We start from the raw sequence: 20,051 nt of genomic DNA, 5'->3' as shown, positions 1-20,051 counted from the left end.
TCTTTGCGTTGCACTTTTGCAACAACGGAATCCAGCATTCATGCGGGTTTGCCTAAAGCACAGGCAGTTTGTGCCTGAAATTTCTCATTGGAACGCCTGCAAAAATTTGGTCTCAATCTGTGCAGATATCCATTGGGGGTCACTTGATGAAGAAGATCGTTATTGCCGCAGCCGCCAGCATGCTGCTTTCGGGCGCCGCTTCCGCCGCCGACCTGAGCACCATGCCGGTCAAGGCCGTGGCCCCTGCGCCCGTCGCCCCCATGTGGGACCTGGCCTTCGGCGTGACCGGAACCTCCGACTACCTGTTCCGTGGTATCAGCCAGACCAACAACAACCCTGCGATCCAGGGCTTCGTCGAACTGCAGATGTTCGACTGGATCTATTTCAACGTGTGGGCGTCCAACCAGAACTGGGTTGAGAACTTCCTCTGGGACGGCAACAGCTCGCTCGAAGTCGACTTCGCCGGTGGCCTGCGCCACACCTGGGGCAACTTCAGCCTCGACGTCGGCGCCGCCTACTACACCTATCCCGGCAGCAGCAACAGCATCGACCCGACCACGCTGCTGAAGACCGGCCTCGGCTCGACCGACTACAACTACTGGGAAATCTACGCGAAGCCCACCTATGTGGTCGCCCCCTGGCTGACCGTCGGCCTGAACCTCTTCTGGTCCAGCGACTTCGCCTCCACCGGCACGGACGGCACCGCCCTGTCCGGCACCGTCAAGGTTCCCCTGCCGGCCTTCGGCCCGGGTGGCGACTTCGGCTGGTACCTGTCGGGTGAGTTCGGCCATCAGTGGCTCGACACCGCCGCCTACAGCTATTCGGTGACCAACTTCGCCGGCATCACCTACGACACCTCGATCCCCGGCTACAACTGGTGGAATGCCGGCATCGGCTTCACCTATAAGGCCGCCACGATCGACGTGCGCTATTCCGGCACCGACCTCAGCGGCAACGATTGCGCCTTCATCATCGGCAACAACAATGCCTGCGGTGATAAGATCGTCGCCAGCCTCTCCTTCGCGACCTCCTTCAACGCTCTGAAGTGATCGCAGATCCCCGTCCGCGCGACGGGGACTTTTTGAAGCGCCGCGGCTCGCCGCGGCGCTTTTTTTATGCGTGCTCCACCATGCGGGGCCGGCAGCTCTGGCAAAGCGCACCGGACGCCGCGCCGGCGGCGGCCCCGCCCGATTGCGGCGACGGCGCGGCGCAGGGGGCACCGCAGCAACGCCATTGCGCGAAACGCCGCCGCGCCGTACCGTTCTTGCGTCGCGCGGCAGCGATGCGCAATTTCCTCTGCTGGGCTTCGCCAAATGCAGGGGCGTTGACCTTGTGAGTTTGCCGCTTTTCTGTCATGTTCAGCGAGATAGGGCAGCGCTACTGCCCTATCAATAGCGTCTCAGCTGTCGGTCATCGCGAGCGTCTGTCCAGGACGCGCGCTTTTACGCGCGGAAGCGCGCCGATCAGCGAGGGTTGCAGTCTGCCGGCACGGCTCGGCATCAGGGAGAGGGCAATATCATGGATGCGACCGATCGCAGGGAAGGTTTGACCGGACAGGTGGCTCAGCACGCCGCCGCCGTGACTGCCGGCGCGATTGTCGGTCGGCCCAAAGCCTTCGGCCTGTTCGATCCCGCGCAGGAGCGCGATGCCTGCGGCGTCGGCTTCATCGCCGACATCAAGGGCCGCAAGTCCCACAAGATCATCGAGGACGGCATCCAGATCCTGCTCAATCTGGAGCATCGCGGCGCCGTGGGCGCGGACCCGCGCGCGGGCGACGGCGCCGGCATGCTGGTGCAGATTCCCCATCGCTTCTTCGCCAAGGAAGCCGCGCGCCTCGGCTTCTCGCTGCCCGAGCCCGGCCATTATGCGGTCGGCCACATCTTCCTGCCGCGCGATGCCGAGGGCGAAGCCATCGTGCGCGCCGCGTTCGAGCGGCTGGTCGCCGAGGAGGGCCTGACCCTGCTCGGCTGGCGCGACGTGCCCACCGACAATTCCTCGCTCGGCGAAAGCGTGCTGCCCACCGAGCCGCGCCACGTGCATATCTTCCTCGGCCGCAGCGAGAGCATCGCCGACGAGGACACGTTCGAGCGTCGCCTGTTCGTGCTGCGCAAGATGATCTCCAACGTCATCTATGACGCCAAGGATCCCCGCACCGCCGGCTATTATCCGGTGTCGCTGTCGTGCCGCACCCTGGTCTACAAGGGCATGTTCCTGGCCGACCAGCTGGGCGCCTATTATCCCGACCTGCACGATCCCGATTTCGAGAGCGCGCTCGCGCTGGTGCATCAGCGCTTCTCCACCAACACCTTCCCCGCCTGGCCGCTGGCCCATCCCTATCGGATGGTCGCCCATAACGGCGAGATCAACACGCTGCGCGGCAATGTGAACTGGATGGCGGCGCGCCAGGCCTCCGTCGACACCGAGCTGTTCGGCGCCGACATCTCCAAGCTGTGGCCGATCTCCTATGAAGGCCAGTCGGACACCGCCTGCTTCGACAATGCGCTCGAATTCCTGACCCAGGGCGGCTATTCGCTGCCCCACGCGGCCATGATGCTGGTGCCCGAGGCCTGGGCGGGCAACCCGCTCATGGATGAGGAGCGGCGTGCCTTCTACGAATATCATGCCGCCCTCATGGAGCCGTGGGACGGGCCGGCCGCCATCGTCGCCACCGACGGGCGCCAGATCATCGCTACCCTCGACCGCAACGGCCTGCGCCCCGCCCGCTACATGGTGACGAGCGACGACACCATTGTGCTCGCCTCGGAAATGGGCGTGCTCACCCTGCCGGAAGAGAAGATCGTCACCAAGTGGCGCCTCCAGCCCGGCAAGATGCTGCTGGTGGACCTGGTGGAAGGCCGCCTCGTGCCCGACGAGGAGATCAAGACCTCGCTCGCCCGCGCCCATCCCTACAAGGAATGGCTGAAGCGCACCCAATTGGTGCTGGAGGACCTGCGCAAGGTCGAGGCGCGCGAGGTGCGCACCGACGTGTCGCTGCTCGATCGCCAGCAGGCCTTCGGCTACACCCAGGAAGACCTCAAGCTGCTCATGGCCCCCATGGCCGTGACCGGCCAGGAGGCCGTCGGCTCCATGGGCACGGATACGCCCATCTCGGTGCTCTCCAACAAGTCGAAGCTGCTCTATTCCTACTTCCAGCAGAATTTCGCCCAGGTGACGAACCCGCCCATCGACCCGATCCGCGAGGAACTGGTCATGAGCCTGGTGTCGTTCATCGGCCCGCGGCCGAACATCTTCGATCTCGAAGGCAACGCCCGCCGCAAGCGCCTGGAAGTGCGCCAGCCCATCCTCACCAATGAGGATCTGGAGAAGATCCGCTCCATCGGCTTCATGGAGGAGCGGTTCGACACCCGCACGCTCGACATCACCTATGCGACCGACAAGGGCGCGGCGGGTATGGAAGACGCGCTGGAGCGCCTGTGCGAACGCGCCGAGGCGGCGGTCCATGGCGGCTACAACATCATCATCCTGTCCGACCGCATGACCGGGCCGGACCGCATCCCGATTCCCTCGCTGCTGGCGACGGCGGCGGTGCATCATCACCTCATCCGCACCGGCCTGCGCACCTCGGTGGGGCTCGTGGTGGAAACCGGCGAAGCGCGCGAAGTCCACCATTTCGCCTGCCTCGCGGGCTATGGCGCGGAAGCCATCAACCCCTATCTCGCCTTCGAAACCCTGCTGGGCATGAAGGAAGACATTCCCGAGGAAGTGGACGAGACCGAGATCGTCAAGCGCTTCATCAAGTCGGTGGACAAGGGATTGCTGAAGGTGATGTCCAAGATGGGCATCTCCACCTATCAATCCTATTGCGGCGCGCAGATCTTCGATGCGGTCGGCCTCTCCTCCGAGCTGGTGGCGAAGTATTTCTTCGGCACTGCCACCACCATCGAGGGCGTGGGCCTTGCCGGCATCGCGGAAGAGACCGTGCGCCGGCACAAGCTCGCCTTCTCGGACGCGCCGGTCTATCGCCTCGCGCTCGACGTGGGCGGCGAATATGCCTATCGCATCCGCGGCGAGGCGCATGCCTGGTCGCCGGACAGCGTGGCCACCTTGCAGCACGCCGTGCGCGGCAATGCGCAGGACCATTACCGCGCCTTCGCCAAGATGATGAACGCGCCCTCCGACGACCAGCCGCTGACCATCCGCGCGCTGTTCCGCCTGCGCGCCGCCGATGAGATCGGCAATGCGCCGGTGGACCTTGCGGAGGTCGAGCCGGCGGCCGAGATCGTCAAGCGCTTCTCAACCGGCGCCATGTCGTTCGGCTCCATCTCGCGCGAGGCGCACACCACGCTCGCCATCGCCATGAACCGGATCGGCGGCAAGTCGAACACCGGCGAGGGCGGCGAGGAGGCGGAGCGCTACAAGACGCTCCCCAACGGCGATTCCATGCGCTCGGCCATCAAGCAGGTGGCGTCGGGGCGGTTCGGCGTGACCACGGAATATCTGGTCAATTCCGACGTCATGCAGATCAAGGTCGCGCAGGGCGCCAAGCCCGGCGAGGGCGGCCAATTGCCCGGCCACAAGGTGGACGCGGTGATCGCCAAGGTGCGCCATTCCACCCCCGGCGTGGGCCTCATCTCGCCCCCGCCGCACCACGACATTTATTCCATCGAGGATCTGGCGCAGCTCATCTATGACCTGAAGAACGTCAATCCGGCGGCGGACGTCTCGGTGAAGCTGGTGTCGGAAGTGGGCGTGGGCACGGTCGCGGCGGGCGTCGCCAAGGCGCGTGCCGACCACATCACCATTTCCGGCTTCGAGGGCGGCACGGGCGCGTCTCCGCTCACCGCCATCAAGCACGCCGGCTCGCCCTGGGAGATCGGCCTTGCCGAGACCCAGCAGACGCTGGTGGCGAACCGCCTGCGCGGGCGCATCGCATTGCAGGTCGACGGCGGGCTGCGCACCGGCCGCGATGCCGTCATCGGCGCGCTGCTGGGCGCCGACGAGTTCGGCTTCTCCACCGCGCCGCTGATCGCGGCCGGCTGCATCATGATGCGCAAGTGCCACCTCAACACCTGCCCGGTGGGCGTGGCGACCCAGGACCCGGTGCTGCGCAAGCGCTTCAAGGGCACGCCCGAGCACGTCATCAATTATTTCTTCTTCATCGCGGAGGAGATGCGCGAGATCATGGCGCAGCTCGGCTTCCGCACGGTGGAGGAGATGGTGGGCCGGGTGGATGCGCTGGATCGCCAGCCGGCCATCGACCATTGGAAGGCCAAGGGGCTCGACTTCAGCCGCATCTTCGCCCAGCCGGAGATGCCGGCGGATGTCTCCCTCCGCCATAACGAGCGCCAGCATCACCCGATCGAGAAGGTGCTCGACCGCACCCTGATCGCCAAGGCCATGCCCGCGCTGGAGCATGGCGAGAAGGTGGTGATCGAGAGCCCCATTCGCAGCGTCGACCGCTCGGTGGGCGCCATGCTCTCGGGCGAGGTGGCCAAGCGCCATGGCGGCGCCGGCCTGCCGGACGACACCATCGAGGTGAACCTTTCCGGCACCGCGGGCCAGGCGTTCGGCGCCTTCCTCATGACCGGCGTGACGCTGAACCTCGTGGGCGAAGCGAACGACTATGTGGGCAAGGGCCTTTCGGGCGGCCGCATCGTCGTGCGCCCGCCGGCCAATTCCATCATCGTCGCGGAGGAGTCCATCATCGTCGGCAATACGGTGATGTACGGCGCCACGGACGGGGAATGCTATTTCCGCGGCGTGGCCGGCGAGCGGTTCGCGGTGCGCAATTCGGGGGCAGTCGCCGTCGTTGAAGGCACCGGCGACCATGGTTGCGAATATATGACCGGCGGCATCGTGGTCGTCATCGGCCAGACCGGGCGCAATTTCGCGGCCGGCATGTCCGGCGGCGTCGCCTATGTGCTGGACGAGGACAAGAGCTTCGCCAAGCGGTGCAACCTCTCCATGGTCGATATCGAGCCCGTGGAAGAGGAGGAAGACCTTCTGGAACGCCTGCACCATCATGGCGGCGATCTGGAGTTCAAGGGCCGCATCGACGTGCAGGGCGACATGTCCCGCCACGACGAGGAGCGCCTGCACCAGTTGATCGCCAAGCACTTGCACTATACCGGCTCGACCCGCGCCCAGACGATCCTGGACAATTGGGCCGATTACCGCAGCAAGTTCGTGAAAGTCATGCCGGTGGAATACCGCCGTGCCTTGCGCGAGATGGAAAAGCGGCGGGGTCTTCAAGCCGCGGAATAGGATTTCCGCACGCACGTCCCGCCCCCTCTCCCGCTTGCGGGGGAGGGCTGGGGAGGGGGCCGAGTGAAGCGAGAAGGCTTCCGGCGGCCCCTCAGCACGACATCCGCCGCTGCGCGGCGCCCCCTCCCAACCCTCCCCCGTAAACGGGAGAGGGCTTTCGGGGCGCATGCCGCAAAAGCGGAGTCCTCAAGCTGGAACAATTCTTGTAATGGAGCTATCGGCGCCGGGCGCGCGACGCGGCTCCTGGAGGGGATCGAATGGGTAAGGTTACGGGGTTCCTGGAAATTGATCGGCGCGAGCAGAAGTATCAGCCCGCGTCCGACCGCATTCGCCATTTTCGCGAATTCACCTTGCCCCTGCCCGACCCCGAGGTGGCGAACCAGGCCGCCCGCTGCATGGATTGCGGCATTCCCTTCTGCCACGGTCCCACCGGCTGCCCGGTGCACAACCAGATCCCGGACTGGAACGACCTCGTCTATCAGGGCGATTGGGAGGAGGCCGCGCGCAACCTCCATTCCACCAATAATTTCCCCGAATTCACCGGCCGCATCTGCCCCGCCCCGTGCGAGGAAGCCTGCACGCTGAACCTGGAAGACGTGCCGGTCACCATCAAGACGGTGGAACAGGCGATCGCCGACAAGGCGTGGAAGAATGGCTGGATCAAGCCCGAGCCGGCGCAGGTGAAGACCGGGCGCTCGGTGGCCGTGGTTGGCTCCGGCCCCGCCGGCCTTGCCGCCGCCCAGCAGCTCGCCCGCGCGGGCCACGACGTGCACGTGTTCGAGCGCGAGCCCAAGGCCGGCGGCCTGCTGCGCTACGGCATTCCCGACTTCAAGATGGAAAAGGTGCACATCGACCGCCGCGTCGCCCAGATGGAGGCGGAAGGCGTCACCTTCCATTATGGCGTCAATGTCGGCGTCACGAAGCCGGTTCAGGAATTGCTCGACAATTACGACGCCGTGCTGCTGGCCGGCGGTTCGGAAGCCCCGCGCGACCCGCGCCTGCCGGGCCAGGAATTCGAGGGCGTGCATTTCGCCATGCCCTATCTGGTGCAGCAGAACCGCCGCGTCGGCGGCGAGGACGTGGGCCGCGAACATCCCCTGCTGGCGGCCGGCCGCCATGTGGTGGTGGTGGGCGGCGGCGACACCGCATCCGACTGCGTGGGCACCGCGTTCCGCCAGGGCGCGCTTTCGGTGTCCCAGCTCGATATCCGCCAGGTTCCCCCCATGAAGGAGGACAAGCTGGCGGTGTGGCCCTATTGGCCCACCAAGTTCCGCACCTCCTCCTCCCAGGCGGAAGGGGCCGAGCGCGAGTTCGCCTGCGCCACCCTCGGCATCGAGGGCCGCAACGGCCGCGTCACCGGCGTGAAGTGCGTGCGCGTGGACGAGCGCCGCGAGCCGATCCCCGGCACGGAATTCGTGCTGCGGGCCGATCTGGTGTTCCTCGCCATCGGCTTCGCCGCGCCGCTGCACGAAGGCATGCTGGACCAGTCCGGCGTCGCCTATGACAAGCGCGGCAATGTGGCGGCGGACGAGAGCGCCTATCTCACCTCCGTGCCCAAGCTCTATGCGGCCGGCGACATGCGCCGCGGCCAGTCGCTGGTGGTGTGGGCGATCCGCGAGGGCCGCCAGGCCGCGCACGCCATCGACAAGGACCTGATGGGCGAAACCACCCTGCCCCGCTGAGGGCCGATCGCTTCGCCGCCGTAAGGCCGGGCTGGTCCCGGCCCTCTACGCGCGGCGGTCGCCGCGTGGGCCCGTGGGTTTGCCTTCGAAGACCGTGAAACGGGCCTCATCGCCCGAACGTCGGCGGAAATCGGCGGAACATGGGGTTTCATTCCCCCGAACCGCCGCGGAGAGGTGCTTCTCCGCGCGATTCGTCTTCGCTAACCCATTGTTTCACGTGAAACATTTTTTGCAGATTGCCCGGAAACGTGCGCTTCCGCGTCCCGATTCTTCACATCAGATAGGCCGCCGCCAGCAGGCCGATCACCACCACCGCCAGAAGCCCGAGCGTCACGAGGCCGAGCCGCTTCTCGATGAAGTCCCGCGCCGCCGGTCCGAAATAGCGCAGCAGCGCCGCCAGCAGGAAGAAGCGCGCGCCCCGGGTGATCAGCGACAACACCATGAACCAGAACAGGTTGTAATTGGCGAAGCCGGACGTGATGGTCACTAGCTTATAGGGAATGGGCGTGATCCCCTTCAGCAGGATCACCCAATGGCCGTAATGGGCATAGGCCTCACGGAAGCCTTCGACCTTCTGGCCGTAGCCATAGAGATTGATGAGGAACTGCCCGACGCTGTCATACAGCAGCGCGCCGATGGCATAGCCCACCAGCCCGCCGGCCACCGAGGACAAGGTGGCGATCAGCGCATAAGTCCAGGCCTTGTCCGGCCGGGCCAGGGTCATGGGCACCTGAAGCACATCCGGTGGAATGGGAAAGATGGAGCTCTCCGCAAACGAAACCACGCCGAGCGCCCATGGGGCGGACGGGCGCGCGGAATAGGCGATCACCCAATCATAGAGTTTGCGAAGCATCTGGATTCTTTGCGGTGCGGGAGGCTTGGGCGGGGGTCTAGACGCGGCGCGCGCGCCTGTCCAGACGGGTGTGGATGGCCGACATTGGTAGAGTTGCATGCTGCGATGCAGAAAGGTAGGAACCAGTCGCACCTCTGCGACATTAACCACCTTGAAATGCGGACGGTGGGCGCAGCCCTCCGGTGAGCCGGGTTTAACCAAATGGGAACCAGTGTGGCGGCAACGTGTCGCCAGCCGCGGTCCCTTTTGGGGACCAGATTTTAGTTACGAGATCCGTCATGCTGAAGCGCATCGCCGTATTTGCCGTCCTCGTCCTCGGTTACGCCCTCACCGGCGTCGCGCTCAACGCCGGTGACTTCGGTCGCACCGGCGCACCGGTGGCCATGGCCGCCGAGTGATCCTCTCCATCGCGTGATCCTCTCCGCCGGGCCGCGGCCCGGCGGATTGCGCCCCGTCGCGGATCGTGCCGCTTCTCCTGTTTTGAGCTATCCCCTTGGTCCGCCGCACGCTTCGATCACAGATCGGCGTTGCGCGCCCGCGTTGCCACCACCGCATAAAGAGAGGCCGGCCCGAAACCCGGACCGGCCCAAGATGCTCTGGAGGGAGGCGTGGTCCGCCCTCGCGGGCGGGAAAGAATTGACGGGCCCCGGCGCCGGTGCCCCGCCCGGCCCTGGCCGCGACGAGGCCCGTCTTGCCCCGGGCGCGGGTTTGGGCGCGCGCCCAGGGCAATCCTGAAACATCGCGGGCCGACAGGAGTCGGCCCGGTTCGCGCACAGCTTAGTGCGCGACAGCCTTTGCAGAGGTGAGGTCGGCGGCGGTCAGGGGCGGGCAGGACAGATGCCCGCCGAGGCCGGCAACCGCAGCCCGCTGGCGCACCAGGGCCAGCACCACGTCGAGGGTGGGGGTGGGCACATCCACCAGGCGCCCCATTTCCTGCACCACCGTGACCAGCGGGTCGATTTCCATCGGCCGGTCCCGCTCCAGGTCCTGGAGCATGGAGGTCTTGTGCGCGCCCACGGCGCCGGCGCCATTGATGCGGCGTTCGACATCCACGCGGAAGTTGACACCCAGCCGGTTGGCGATGGTCTGCGCCTCAATCATCATGGAGCGGGCGACGGCGCGGGTATCGGGATCGGAGGCGATCACGTCGAGCGTCGCATGGGTCAGCGCGCTGATGGGGTTGAAGCAGAGATTGCCCCACAGCTTGAGCCACAGCTCATCGCGGATATTCTCCAGCACCGGCGCGCGCAGGCCGGCCTTGCCCATCATCTCGCTGAGGCGCTCGACCCGGGCGCTCTTCTCGCCCGAAGGCTCGCCGATCGGGAACTTGTCGCCATAGACGTGCTGGATGACGCCGGGAGCGACCACCTCGGTGGCCGGATAGACGATGCAGCCGATGGCGCGCTCGGGGCGCAGCACGTCCCACTGCTTTCCACCCGGATCAATGCTTTCCAGCGTGCGGCCTTCCAGGGCGCCGCCGGACTTGTAGAAATACCAATAGGGCACGCCGTTCACGGCGGTGACGACGCTGGTGTCATTTCCAAGCAGCGGCCGCATGCGGTCCACCACGCTCGGCACCGAATGGGCCTTGAGGGCGATGAAGACATAATCCTGCGGGCCGAGTTCGGCGGGATCGTCGGTCGCGCGCACCTTGGCGACGCGCTCCTCGCCATTGATCAGCAGCTTGACGCCGTTCTGCTGCATCGCTTCCAGATGCCCACCCCGCGCCACGAGGCTGACCTCGGCGCCGGCCAGCGACAGCTGCACGCCCAGATACCCGCCGATGGCCCCCGCCCCGTAAATGCAAACCTTCATGGCGCTGCCCTCCCATGCCTCGAGCTTCGCACTCGAATGCCGTATAATGTATACCAGAAAATCAGACGACCAATGCCGTCGTCAAATCCTATTTCATGATATTCGTGAGAAATCTTTCCAGAATGTGGAAAATTGTCACAGTGGCTCGCCGCACCCCGGTTTCGCTGTAAGGTGCGGCCCGCTGGTTTCCGTCACGGAGCCATGAATTGGGCGAGTCCACCCATGCCAGATACCGAGATCCTGCCCCGCCGCCGCGGCCGTCCCGCCTCCACCGCCCCGGATGCGGGTGGAGAGGTCCAGTCGCTGGATCGCGCGGTGGCGCTGCTGCGCGTGCTTGCGGACGCCGACGGGATGAGCCTGTCGGATATTGCCAAGAAGGCGGATCTGCCGGCCTCCACCGTGCATCGCCTGCTGGCGACCTTGCAGAAGCGCCAGCTGGTGAACCACGACCATGAGAACGGGCTATGGACAGTAGGCCTCGGCCTGTTCCGCATCGGCGCGGCGTACCTGCGCATCCGCAAGCTGCCGGATATCGGCCGGCCGGTCATCCGGCGCCTGCTGCATGAGACCGACGAGACGGTGAACCTTGCCATGTTCGACGGCAACGAACTGGTGGTCGTGGCCCAGGCGGAGGGACATTCGGCGGTGCGGGCGTTCTTCCGGCTCGGCGCGCGCCTGCCACTCCACGCCACGGCTGCGGGAAAAGGCATCCTGGCCGTGGCGAGCCCGGCGTTCCGGGGCGCCTGTCTCGCGCAGATGCGCTACGAAGCCTTCACGGTACGCACCCACCGCACGGAGCGCTCGCTCATGGACGATGTGAGCGCGATCGAGTCCCGCGGCTTCGCCATTGATGACGAAGAGCACACCCTCGGCATGCGGGCGGTGGCGGCGCCGATCTTCAACGAATGGCGCGAACCCATCGGCGCGGTATCGGTCTCCGGGCCGGCGGTGCGCATGAGCGACGACCGGATCGCGCGCCTGGGACCGCGCATCGCCTCAGCTGCCGAGCAGATGACGCGCCTGTATTCCGGCGCCGACGAAGTACTGCCACCGGAATTCGTCGTCTATCGCTGAAGGCGGCGGGCAGCGGGGCGTCGGCGCCGTTTCCGGTCGAGTGACGTAGGTATTCGGGTGATCGGTTTTTACCGAGCCACGCGGAGACCTTTTGCGCGGCCCCGGAACTGCATTCCCCTCACGCCTTTCGCGCACACCGACCAAACATGCGGCCGGCGCGAGCGCTGTCGCGCAATGACTTTGCTGCATCGCACTCGATTTTATTGCGGCTGCAGCGGTAGATTGCCGGAAGTTGGCTCTGATTTTCTGGCATATTGTATTATTTATTTTAATTTGAAGTATTCGGCGCACGATATGCCCGAGCGTCAATTTCATTTGCGCGCCTTTGACATACAATATACTCTTCTCTGATCCGCTCCTAGCCAGAGTGGCAATAAAAGCAGCTACGTCAGCACGTTAGGGAAGGTGATCCGCTTACTTAAGAAAGCGGACGATCGGGAGGAAAAAGGAATGCGTTTGGCCCTAGCCAATTCCGTGAAGCAGTTCGCGGCTGTTCTGGCCGCCACGGCGGCCTTGTCGCCCTTGCCCGCGCTTGCGTGGGAGCCCACGAAGAATGTGGAATTCATCGTTCCCGCCGGCACCGGCGGCGGCGCCGACCAGATGGCCCGCGTCATTCAGGGTATTATTCAGAAGAACAATCTGATGAACCAGTCGATGGTGGTCATCAACAAGTCCGGCGGCGCGGGTGCCGAAGGCTTCCTCGACATGAAGGGATCCGTCGGAAACCCGCACAAGATCATCATTTCTCTGTCCAACATCTTCACGACCCCGCTCGCCACCGGCGTGCCGTTCAAATGGGACGACCTGACGCCGGTCTCCATGCTGGCGCTCGACGAATTCGTGCTGTGGGTGAATGCCAAGGCGCCCTATTCCGACGTGAAGGGCTATCTCGAAGCCCTGAAGAGCGCGGCCCCCGGCGGCGAATTCAAGATGGGCGGCACCGGCTCCAAGCAGGAAGACCAGATCATCACCGCCGCCATCGAGCAGAAGACCGGCGCCAAGTTCATCTATGTCCCGTACAAGGGCGGCGGAGACGTCGCGGCGCAGCTGGTCGGCGGGCACGTGACCTCCTCCGTCAACAACCCCATCGAGGCGGTTTCGCAATGGCGCGCCGGCGAACTGAAGCCGCTGTGCGTGTTCGATGACGTCCGCCTCAACTACAAGACGCCCGTCACCACCGACAAGTCTTGGAACGATATCCCGACCTGCAAGGAAGGCGGGCTCGACATCGAATACCTGATGCTGCGCGGCATCTTCATGGCGCCCAAGGTCACCAAGGACCAGGTCGATTATTACGTCGATCTGTTCAAGCGCGTGCGCGCGACGAAGGACTGGGCAGACTTCATGGAGAAGGGCGCGTTCAACACCTCCGCTCTGACCGGTGAAGAGTACAAGGCCTGGCTCGGCAAGGCCGCCGATACACATCGCACGCTCATGGAGAAGGCGGGCTTCATCGCCAAGTGATGGACCGCCGGGGCGCCCCCCCGCCCCGGCACCCATCTGCGGCGGTGATCTCCAAAGGGAGGTTGCAAGCATGTCATCGGACGTCGAAAAGACCGAGAAAACAGTCTCAAACCGCACGATGAACGTCGTCGTCGCGCTCATCTTCATGGCGCTCGCCGTGGTGGTGATGACCGACAGCTGGCGAGTCGGCGCGCGCTGGGCGGAAGACGGCCCGCAGGCCGGCTATTTCCCCTTCTATATCGGCCTCATCATGTTTATCGCCAGCGTGGGCACGCTGGTGCAGAACCTCATCACGAAGACTCCCGACCTGACCAATTTCGTCGATCGCGAGCCCTTCATGCAGGTGCTGAAGGTTCTTGTGCCCACCATTGTCTATGCGATCCTGATTACCCTGATCGGCATCTACGTTGCCTCGGTCATCTTCATCGCCTTCTTCATGTGGTGGCTCGGCAAGTACAAGCTGCCCATTATCCTCCCGGTCGCCATCGGCGTTCCGCTGGCCCTGTTCGTGATGTTCGAGATCTGGTTCCTGGTGCCCCTGCCCAAGGGCCCGCTGGAAACAGCATTCGGCTATTGATCGCGGCCGCCCGCGCGCCGGGCGCCCGCCAATCCGCAGGTCCCGCGCCGTCCCGGCTCAGCCGCGACGCCGACCCGACCGCATCCGCCGCCAAAAACACAACACCCGCATGTCCAGGCAAGGGTTGCCGGGGCCGAGGGGAGGAATTCCGTGGAAGCGCTCACATCACTCATCGGAGGTTTTTCCGTCCTCGCCGATCCGATGAACATCGTCTACATGTTCGTCGGCATCGCGCTGGGCGTGCTGATCGGCGTGCTGCCGGGCCTCGGGGGCGCCAATGGCGTCGCCATCCTGCTGCCGCTGACCTTTTCCATGTCGCCGGTCTCGGCGATCATCATGCTCTCGTCGATCTATTGGGGGGCGCTGTTCGGCGGCGCCATCACGTCGATCCTGTTCAACATTCCAGGTGAACCCTGGTCCGTTGCGACAACATTCGACGGGCATCCCATGGCCCAGAAGGGCAAGGCGGGCGAAGCGCTGACCGGGGCCTTCACCGGCTCCTTCATCGGCGCCTTCTTCGCCGTGCTGCTCATCACCTTCCTGGCCCCGGTGATCGCCAAGTTCGCGCTGCAATTCGGCCCCGCTGAATTCTTCGCGGTCTATCTGCTCACCTTCTGCTCGTTCGTGGGCATGGGGCGCGAATCGCCATTCAAGGTGCTCGCGGCCATGACGCTGGGCTTCGCCTTGGCGGCGGTGGGCATTGATACCGTGACCGGCCAGCTGCGCATGACCTTCGGGTCGGTGGAGCTGCTGCGCGGCTTCGACTTCCTGGTGGCGGTCATCGGCCTGTTCGGGGTGGGCGAAATCCTCCTGACCATGGAAGAGGGCCTCGCCTTCAAGGGCAAGAGCGCCAAGATCAACCCGAAGGTGGTGTTCCAGACCTGGGCCCAGTTGCCAAAGTATTGGGCCGGCATGCTGCGCTCGGCGGTGGTCGGCTGCTGGATGGGCATCACCCCCGGCGGGGCGACGCCCGCCTCCTTCATGAGCTACGGCCTTGCCAAGAAGTTCTCCAAGAACGGGGCTAACTTCGGCAAGGGCGAATTGGAAGGCGTCGTGATGCCGGAAGTGGCGGCCCATGCGGCCGGCACCTCGGCCCTGCTCCCCATGCTGACCCTCGGCATCCCCGGCTCGCCCACGGCAGCGGTGCTGCTCGGCGGCCTGCTGATCTGGGGCCTGCAGCCCGGTCCCCTCCTGTTCGTCGAGCAGAAGGACTTCGTGTGGGGCCTGATCGCCTCGATCTATCTCGGCAATATCGCCGGCCTGATCGTGGTGCTCACCACCGTCCCGCTGTTCGCCGCAATCCTGCGCATCCCGTTCAGCGTGATTGCGCCGATCATCCTGGTGATCTGCGCGGTGGGGGCCTACACGGTGCACAATGCCGGCCTGGACATCGCCGTGATGCTGGTGTTCGGCGTCGTCGGCTACGTGTTCAAGAAGCTCGACTATCCCCTGGCGCCCCTGGTTCTCGCCTTGGTGCTCGGAGACATGGCGGAAAGCTCGTTCCGCCAGGCCATGCTGGTGTCGCAAGGCCATCTCTCCATCTTCTGGTCGAACCCGCTGGTGGGCACCATCGTGACCCTGGCCCTGGTCATGCTGTTCTGGCCGGCCATCAGCGCCATCAAGGCGCGGATGACCAAGGGCACCCGGCACGCCGCGGCAGAATAAGCCCGGCCCCGCGACAGGAAGCCGGCGGCAGCGCCGCCGGTTTCCCAACCGAACGCACCGCGAGAAAGCTGAGGCGCGCCTGTCCGCTGGGCCGTGCCTCACTGCGGCCGCAGCTTGCGGCAATGCTGCTCGGCGGCATGGCGTACCGGCCCTGGCGGGCCTTCACCGACCCGGCATTGCGGCGGCTTCGCGCAGGCCCATCCGCCGCCCCCGTGCCCCTGAAGTCGTTGCACCGCAGCATGTTTCGCCGCCTCGGGGGTATTGCACCCCAGGCTAGCATACAGTACACAGTATTTCACCGACGGCGCGCGCCCGCCAGAAGGCGCAGGCCACAGGGAAGGGAACAAAGGTCGTGCATCAGGTCGCCGACACACCAAAGCTCAACGTGGAGCCGCTCGGCGCCTCCTCGAGCTTGCGCATGCTGGCCTATGACGCACTGAAGCGGGCCATTACCGAGATGGACATCTATGGTTCAACCGCGGAATTCCGGCTCGACGAGCGCCAGCTCTCGGAAGACCTTGGCGTAAGCCGCACCCCCATTCGCGAAGCCATGACGGTGCTGGAGCAGGAAGGCTTCGTGCGCTCCGTGCCGCGGCGCGGCATCTTCGTGGTGCGCAAGACCAAGCGCGAAATTCTCGAAATGATCACCGTGTGGGCCGCCCTGGAAGGCATGGCCGCGCACCTCGCCGCGACCCGCGCGAGCGCCGCCGACCTCAAGAGCCTGCGCCGCCTGTTCAACGATTTCGAACAGGAGCCGCCGCACGCCCACACCAACGAATATTCCCAGGCCAATATCGCGTTCCACCAGGCCATCATCCGCATGGGCGGCTGCAACCTGATCGTGGACATGACGCAGAACCTGCTGCTGCACATGCGGGCCATACGCGCGGTCTCGATCCGCCAGGAAAACCGGCTGGAAACCTCGATCCGCGAGCACACGGCGATCATCGACGCGCTCGAAAGCCGCGACCCGGAGCGCGCCGAGCGCCTGGTGCGCGAGCACACGCTGGGCCTTGCGGCTCATGTCGAGAAACACGGAGTTTTTCCCGAATAGGCCGCGCGCGGCCGGGCGGGAAATTGGACATCGCAAGGAGACGCGATATGTCAACGACGGGCATCACGAAGAGCGAGGCCATCGGGCGCGAACCGCCCCGGGGTTCGCTCGGCGCCGGCCGTTTCGTCACACGGGACGAAGGCCGTCGCATCATGAACGCCCGTCCTGAGCGGGGCGCGGACAGCGCGCTCTAGGACTCCATCACCGAATCGGTACAGCCAAAGATTTTCCGGGAGGAAGCGGAATGTCCGCAATAGCACAGGTCATCGACGCGAATACCGCCGACGCCGGCACGGAACGGGAACTGACGGATGGGTTCCATCTCGTCATCGACGCGCTGAAGCTCAACGGCATCGAAACCATCTATGGCGTGCCGGGCATTCCGATTACGGACCTCGGCCGCATGGCGCAGGCCGAAGGCATCCGCGTGGTCTCGTTCCGTCATGAGCAGAACGCCGGCAATGCCGCCGCGATCGCCGGCTTCCTCACCAAGAAACCCGGCGTCTGCCTCACGGTTTCCGCGCCCGGCTTCCTGAACGGCCTGACCGCGCTGGCGAACGCCACCACCAATTGCTTCCCGATGATCCTGATCTCGGGTTCGTCCGAGCGCGAGATCGTCGACCTCCAGCAGGGCGATTATGAGGAGATGGACCAGCTGGCCATCGCCAAGCCGCTCTGCAAGGCCGCGTTCCGCGTTCTGCACGCCGCCGATATCGGCATCGGCGTTGCCCGCGCGATCCGCGCCGCCGTGTCCGGCCGTCCGGGCGGCGTCTATCTTGACCTGCCCGCCAAGCTGTTCTCGCAGATCATGGATGCGGAAGCCGGCGCGAAGTCGCTGGTGAAGGTGATCGACCCCGCGCCCGCCCAGCTCCCCGGCGCCGAAGCGGTGCAGCGCGCGCTGGACGTGCTGAAGGGCGCCAAGCGTCCGCTCATCATCCTCGGCAAGGGCGCCGCCTATGCCCAGGCCGATGACGCGATACGCGCCCTCATCGAGAAGAGCGGCATCCCCTTCCTGCCCATGAGCATGGCCAAGGGCCTGCTGCCCGACACCCATCCCCAGTCGGCCGGCGCCGCGCGCTCGACCGTGCTGAAGGACAGCGACGTGGTGGTGCTCATCGGCGCCCGCCTCAACTGGCTGCTGTCGCACGGCAAGGGCAAGACCTGGGGCGATGCGCCCAAGAAGTTCATCCAGATCGACATCGAGCCGAAGGAGATGGATTCCAACGTCGAGATCGTCGCGCCGCTGGTGGGCGACATCGGCTCCGTGGTCTCCGCCTTGCTGGCCGGCATCGACGACAAGTGGCCGGCGCCCCCGGCCGACTGGATCAACACCATCGTCACCAAGCGCGACGACAATATCGCCAAGATGGCGCCGCGCCTGATGAAGAATTCTTCCCCCATGGACTTCCACGGGGCGCTGGGCGCGCTGCGCACCGTCATCAAGGAGCGGCCCGACGCGATCCTGGTCAATGAGGGCGCCAACACCCTCGACCTCGCGCGCGGCATCATCGACATGTACCAGCCGCGCAAGCGCCTGGACGTTGGCACCTGGGGCGTGATGGGCATCGGCATGGGCTTCGCCGTTGCCGCCGCCATCGAGACCGGCAAGCCGGTGCTCGCGGTGGAAGGCGACAGCGCGTTCGGCTTCTCCGGCATGGAGGTGGAGACCATCTGCCGCTACAACCTGCCGGTCTGCATCGTCATCTTCAACAATAACGGCATCTATCGCGGCCTCGATACCGACCCGACCGGCCGCGATCCCGGCACCACGGTGTTCGTGAAGGACAGCCGCTACGACAAGATGATGGAGGCCTTCGGCGGCGTCGGCGTCAATGTGACGACCCCGGACGAGCTGAAGCGCGCCGTGGACGAAGCCATGGACAGCGGCAAGCCCACCCTCATCAATGCGGTGATCGACCCCGCCGCCGGCACCGAAAGCGGACGCATCGGCAATCTGAACCCGCAAAGCGTGGTCAAGAAGAAGTAGTCCGGTCTTTCCGCGAGAGCGGGCGGGGCCGAAGGTCCCGCCCATCCCCTTCACCCGCGTCGATAACCAACGAACAAGACCAAGCGTTGCTTAAGGCGCGCGCGGAGAGGAAAAGAGGAAATAGATGGCCAAGGCTCTGGACGGTGTCCGCATTCTCGATTTCACCCATGTCCAGTCGGGACCGACTTGCACCCAGCTGCTCGCCTGGTTCGGCGCGGATGTGATCAAGGTTGAGCGCCCCGGCGAGGGCGACGTGACGCGCACCCAGCTGCGCGACGTGCCCAATGCCGACAGCCTCTATTTCACGATGCTGAATTCCAACAAGCGGTCCATCACGCTCGACACCAAGAACAAGGAGGGCAAGCGCGTCCTCGAGGAATTGGTGAAGGTGTGCGACGTGCTGGTGGAGAATTTCGCTCCCGGCGCGCTGGACCGCATGGGCTTCACCTGGGAGCGTCTCCAGGAACTCAATCCGCGCCTCATCGTGGCGTCCGTGAAGGGCTTCGGCCCCGGCCCGTTCGAGGATTGCAAGGTCTATGAGAACGTCGCCCAGTGCACCGGCGGCTCCGCCTCCACCACCGGCTTCCGCGACGGCCTGCCGCTGGTGACCGGCGCGCAGATCGGCGACAGCGGCACCGGCCTGCACCTCGCGCTCGGCATCGTCACCGCGCTGTTCCAGCGCGAGCACACGGGCCGGGGACAGAAGGTGCTCTGCGCCATGCAGGACAGCGTGCTGAACCTGTGCCGCGTGAAGATGCGCGACCAGCAGCGCCTCGCGCGTGGCCCGCTGCGCGAATACAGCCAGTTCGGCGAGGACATCCCCTTCGGCGACACCGTCCCCCGCGCCGGCAATGATTCCGGCGGCGGCCAGCCCGGGCGCATCCTGCGCTGCAAGGGCTGGGAGCATGACGACAACGCCTATCTCTATTTCATCACCCAGGCCCCGGTCTGGGAGAAGATCTGCGACGTGATCGGCGAGCCCACCTGGAAGACCCATCCGGACTATGCGACCGCCGCCGCGCGCCTGCCGCATCTCAACGAGATCTTCACGCGCATCGAAGCCTGGACCATGGCCCACACCAAGTTCGAGGCCATGGACGTGCTCAACAAATACGACATCCCCTGCGGGCCGATCCTTTCCATGAAGGAGATCGCCGAGGACAAGTCGCTCTATGCCACCGGGACGCTGGTGGAGGTGGAGCACCCGGTACGCGGCGCCTATTTGACCGTCGGCAACCCGATCAAGCTGTCGGACAATGAGGTGCCGGTGGAGCGCTCGCCGCTGCTCGGCGAGCATACCGACGATGTGCTGGCCAATGTGCTGGGCTTCGACGCCGACCGGATCGCGGCGGTGAAGCAGTCCGGCGCGGTCGGCGAGCCGTTCCGCCAGGCTGCGGAATAGATTTCAACGGGGCGACGGGGTCCGCAGGACCGCGCCGCCCTCGGCCTTCGCCCGCTCCGGCTTGCCGGGGCAGGCATCTGGCAGATGAACGGCCGGCGCGACAGTGGCGGCCAGGAACAGGTGGCGATTATCGCCGAGAGAATGAGACGATGCATCCGCATGTGAGTCCGGCCGCGCTCGCGGCATCCTGCGCCGGCGCGATCATCGCACCGGCCCCGCGCATGGTCCCCGCCGGGCTTCGCCCGGCCCGGGT

The 20,051-nt window shown here is 65.4% G+C and carries 13 protein-coding genes; 11 read left to right on the top strand and 2 right to left on the bottom strand.

What is annotated here, in order from left to right; genetic code table 11:
• Nucleotides 1–146 precede the first annotated feature (146 nt).
• From V5F78_RS22205 to V5F78_RS22195, 3 genes are all read left to right on the top strand, one after another.
• The gene (locus V5F78_RS22205; protein WP_394069953.1) at nucleotides 147–1,049 is read left to right on the top strand and encodes a TorF family putative porin; all 903 of its coding nucleotides are present in this window, start codon (nucleotides 147–149) and stop codon (nucleotides 1,047–1,049) included.
• 469 nt (nucleotides 1,050–1,518) lie between these two features.
• Nucleotides 1,519–6,225: a glutamate synthase large subunit gene (gltB, locus tag V5F78_RS22200; RefSeq protein ID WP_394069955.1), complete on the top strand. Its 4,707-nt coding sequence runs from the start codon at nucleotides 1,519–1,521 to the stop codon at nucleotides 6,223–6,225.
• 257 nt (nucleotides 6,226–6,482) lie between these two features.
• Nucleotides 6,483–7,907 carry a glutamate synthase subunit beta gene (locus V5F78_RS22195; RefSeq protein ID WP_394069957.1) on the top strand — a complete coding sequence of 475 codons (1,425 nt, stop codon included), beginning with the start codon at nucleotides 6,483–6,485 and terminating at the stop codon, nucleotides 7,905–7,907.
• A gap of 271 nt (nucleotides 7,908–8,178) precedes the next feature.
• On the opposite strand, the gene V5F78_RS22190 is transcribed toward V5F78_RS22195, so the two are convergent.
• Nucleotides 8,179–8,760 carry a YqaA family protein gene (locus V5F78_RS22190; protein WP_394069959.1) on the bottom strand — a complete coding sequence of 194 codons (582 nt, stop codon included), beginning with the start codon at nucleotides 8,758–8,760 and terminating at the stop codon, nucleotides 8,179–8,181.
• 777 nt (nucleotides 8,761–9,537) lie between these two features.
• Nucleotides 9,538–10,575, bottom strand: a complete 1,038-nt coding sequence (locus tag V5F78_RS22185) for a 2-dehydropantoate 2-reductase (protein WP_394069961.1) — start codon at nucleotides 10,573–10,575, stop codon at nucleotides 9,538–9,540.
• A gap of 222 nt (nucleotides 10,576–10,797) precedes the next feature.
• Here V5F78_RS22185 and V5F78_RS22180 point away from each other — a divergent pair, with 222 nt between their 5' ends.
• The 8 genes from V5F78_RS22180 to frc all read left to right on the top strand — a co-directional run bounded on the left by V5F78_RS22180 (nucleotide 10,798) and on the right by frc (nucleotide 19,798).
• Nucleotides 10,798–11,649 carry an IclR family transcriptional regulator gene (locus V5F78_RS22180; protein ID WP_394069963.1) on the top strand — a complete coding sequence of 284 codons (852 nt, stop codon included), beginning with the start codon at nucleotides 10,798–10,800 and terminating at the stop codon, nucleotides 11,647–11,649.
• Between the two features lie 450 nt (nucleotides 11,650–12,099).
• Entirely contained in the window at nucleotides 12,100–13,113 is a 1,014-nt protein-coding gene (locus tag V5F78_RS22175; protein ID WP_394069965.1) for a Bug family tripartite tricarboxylate transporter substrate binding protein, read from the top strand.
• A 70-nt stretch (nucleotides 13,114–13,183) separates the two neighbouring features.
• Nucleotides 13,184–13,690, top strand: a complete 507-nt coding sequence (locus tag V5F78_RS22170) for a tripartite tricarboxylate transporter TctB family protein (RefSeq protein WP_394069967.1) — start codon at nucleotides 13,184–13,186, stop codon at nucleotides 13,688–13,690.
• Nucleotides 13,691–13,840: 150 nt separating this feature from the next.
• Entirely contained in the window at nucleotides 13,841–15,355 is a 1,515-nt protein-coding gene (locus V5F78_RS22165; protein WP_394069969.1) for a tripartite tricarboxylate transporter permease, read from the top strand.
• Nucleotides 15,356–15,773: 418 nt separating this feature from the next.
• On the top strand, nucleotides 15,774–16,409 hold the full coding sequence (locus tag V5F78_RS22160; RefSeq protein WP_394069984.1) for a GntR family transcriptional regulator: 636 nt from the start codon (nucleotides 15,774–15,776) through the stop codon (nucleotides 16,407–16,409).
• 47 nt (nucleotides 16,410–16,456) lie between these two features.
• Nucleotides 16,457–16,603, top strand: coding sequence for a hypothetical protein (locus tag V5F78_RS22155; protein ID WP_394069971.1), 147 nt, complete (start codon nucleotides 16,457–16,459; stop codon nucleotides 16,601–16,603).
• Between the two features lie 50 nt (nucleotides 16,604–16,653).
• Nucleotides 16,654–18,396, top strand: coding sequence for an oxalyl-CoA decarboxylase (gene oxc / locus V5F78_RS22150; protein WP_394069973.1), 1,743 nt, complete (start codon nucleotides 16,654–16,656; stop codon nucleotides 18,394–18,396).
• Between the two features lie 124 nt (nucleotides 18,397–18,520).
• Nucleotides 18,521–19,798 (top strand): formyl-CoA transferase, encoded by a 1,278-nt coding sequence (frc, locus tag V5F78_RS22145; protein WP_394069975.1) that lies wholly within the window; start codon nucleotides 18,521–18,523, stop codon nucleotides 19,796–19,798.
• Nucleotides 19,799–20,051 lie beyond the last annotated feature (253 nt).

It is taken from the genome of Roseixanthobacter glucoisosaccharinicivorans (assembly GCF_043195095.2).
Lineage (GTDB): Bacteria > Pseudomonadota > Alphaproteobacteria > Rhizobiales > Xanthobacteraceae > NCEH01.
This window is presented reverse-complemented; position numbering and strand designations above follow the sequence as displayed.

Bases quoted from the DNA above. Each gene is read 5' to 3' on its own strand.
- V5F78_RS22180 (WP_394069963.1), top strand. From the start codon at position 10,798: ATGCCAGATACCGAGATCCTGCCCCGCCGCCGCGGCCGTCCCGCCTCC.
- V5F78_RS22155 (WP_394069971.1), top strand. From the start codon at position 16,457: ATGTCAACGACGGGCATCACGAAGAGCGAGGCCATCGGGCGCGAACCG.
- V5F78_RS22195 (WP_394069957.1), top strand. From the start codon at position 6,483: ATGGGTAAGGTTACGGGGTTCCTGGAAATTGATCGGCGCGAGCAGAAG.
- V5F78_RS22185 (WP_394069961.1), bottom strand. From the start codon at position 10,575: ATGAAGGTTTGCATTTACGGGGCGGGGGCCATCGGCGGGTATCTGGGC.
- gltB (WP_394069955.1), top strand. From the start codon at position 1,519: ATGGATGCGACCGATCGCAGGGAAGGTTTGACCGGACAGGTGGCTCAG.
- frc (WP_394069975.1), top strand. From the start codon at position 18,521: ATGGCCAAGGCTCTGGACGGTGTCCGCATTCTCGATTTCACCCATGTC.
- V5F78_RS22170 (WP_394069967.1), top strand. From the start codon at position 13,184: ATGTCATCGGACGTCGAAAAGACCGAGAAAACAGTCTCAAACCGCACG.
- oxc (WP_394069973.1), top strand. From the start codon at position 16,654: ATGTCCGCAATAGCACAGGTCATCGACGCGAATACCGCCGACGCCGGC.
- V5F78_RS22190 (WP_394069959.1), bottom strand. From the start codon at position 8,760: ATGCTTCGCAAACTCTATGATTGGGTGATCGCCTATTCCGCGCGCCCG.
- V5F78_RS22160 (WP_394069984.1), top strand. From the start codon at position 15,774: ATGCTGGCCTATGACGCACTGAAGCGGGCCATTACCGAGATGGACATC.
- V5F78_RS22175 (WP_394069965.1), top strand. From the start codon at position 12,100: ATGCGTTTGGCCCTAGCCAATTCCGTGAAGCAGTTCGCGGCTGTTCTG.
- V5F78_RS22205 (WP_394069953.1), top strand. From the start codon at position 147: ATGAAGAAGATCGTTATTGCCGCAGCCGCCAGCATGCTGCTTTCGGGC.